Origin of the sequence: Ensifer sp. SSB1 (genome assembly GCF_016652895.1) — a bacterium.
Lineage (GTDB): Bacteria > Pseudomonadota > Alphaproteobacteria > Rhizobiales > Rhizobiaceae > Ensifer.
Window position 1 is genome coordinate 1 of sequence record NZ_JAEPRP010000361.1, and the last position, 1,599, is coordinate 1,599.

Genomic DNA, 1,599 nt, shown 5'->3' on the forward strand with positions numbered 1-1,599 from the left:
CACCTGCAGCTCCGGATCGGCCGGCTTGATGCCGAAGACATCATGCAGCACGCCGAAACGCGATCCCTTGCCATAGGCACTGATCTTGCCGCCGGTCGTGAGCAGGATCAGTCCGGTGCCCTTCTCTGCCGCAATGCCGCGGAGCTTTTCGATCGAGGCGTCGAGCTTGTCGACGTTTGCCTTGATTTCCGCTTCCTTGCCGAAGATCTGCCCGAGGATCTCGGCATTCTTCTTGACGCTGCCGATGATATCCTTGTCGTCGGAGGTCAGATCGATCGTCGGCGCGATCTTGGCGACTTCGGCGTATTTCGCCTGCGAGCGGCCCCCGACGATCACCAGGTCTGCCTCCGCCGCGTTGATGGCTTCGTAGTCGGGCTCAAAAAGCGTGCCGATCTTCGGATAGCTATCCGCCTTGTATTTTTCGAGCGACGGCGGGATTGCCGAGCCGGGAACGCCGGCAACCGGAATGCCGAGCATATCCAGCGTCTCCAGCATGCCGAAGTCATAGACCAGCACGGTCTTCGGGCTTTTCTCCACGTCGGTGACGCCGCTGCTGTGCTCGATCTTCAGCGTCTCGGCCAGGACGGGCGCGCCACCGGCAATCGCCAGTGCTGCCGCGACGGCGAGGCTGCGCAGACCATTAGAAAACGGAGATATAATCATGACTATTTTCCTCATCTTTTATCGGTCGTCGTAGCGCGATTTTCCGATGAGAGCAATGCGCAGGCTCCACGTGCCGAAGATGTCGCAGAAAACTTGACGAAGCCAATCATATATAAGAGTAAGACAGGCCGTTCGCGAAGTGCCACGACGCGACGGCGAGCTTGACTTTTCCGTGGGGAGCGTCGAGCGCAAAACGGACAAGGGACATGCAGGCGGTAGCCAAAACGAACAACAGGCAGAACAGGCCCGAACGATGAAACCGGTCCTGATCGCCATTCCCGTCATCCTCCTGCTTGCTGCCGCCAGCATCTTCACGGGCGTCGGCAGCCTCGCCGCAGCCGACGACGGCCGCGGCTGGTTCCTGGTTGTCGAGAGCCGTCTGCCGCGCACGCTTGCGCTGATGCTCGCAGGCGCCGGTCTCGCGGTTTCCGGCACGATCATGCAGATGCTGGCCCGCAACCGTTTCGTCGAGCCGTCGACGGCCGGCACGGCCGAGTCCGCCGCGCTCGGCATGCTGCTCGCCATGCTCATCGCTCCCAACCTGCCGGTCGCCGGCAAGATGGTTTTCGCGGCGCTGACGGCACTTGCCGGCACCGCCCTGTTCCTGCAGATCCTGCGCCGCATTCCCCTGCACTCCGCGCTGATGGTGCCGCTCATCGGTCTCATGCTCGGCGGCGTCGTCAACGCCATCACCACCTTCGTCGCCTATCGCTACGACCTGATGCAGTCGATGGGCGCCTGGATGTCCGGTGACTTCTCGGTGGTGCTGCGTGGCCGCTACGAGCTGTTGTGGATCGGTTTCGCGCTCACCCTCGTCGCCTATGCGACCGCCGCACGCTTCACCGTCATCGGCATGGGCGAAGCGATCGCCCGCAATGTCGGCCTCAACTACGACAAGGTCGTAACGCTCGGGCTCGCCATCGTCTCCATGGTCAC

At 62.3% G+C, this 1,599-nt stretch carries 2 protein-coding genes; one reads left to right on the forward strand and one right to left on the reverse strand.

Annotated features, from left to right (window positions below; all coding sequences use genetic code 11):
- Positions 1 to 663 (reverse strand): ABC transporter substrate-binding protein (locus I8N66_RS37300; protein ID WP_291165581.1); only part of this gene is annotated, 663 nt, incomplete at its 3' end.
- A gap of 253 nt (positions 664 to 916) precedes the next feature.
- On the opposite strand from I8N66_RS37300, the gene I8N66_RS37305 reads away from it, so the two are divergent.
- Positions 917 to 1,599 (forward strand): iron chelate uptake ABC transporter family permease subunit (locus tag I8N66_RS37305; protein ID WP_291165582.1); only part of this gene is annotated, 683 nt, incomplete at its 3' end.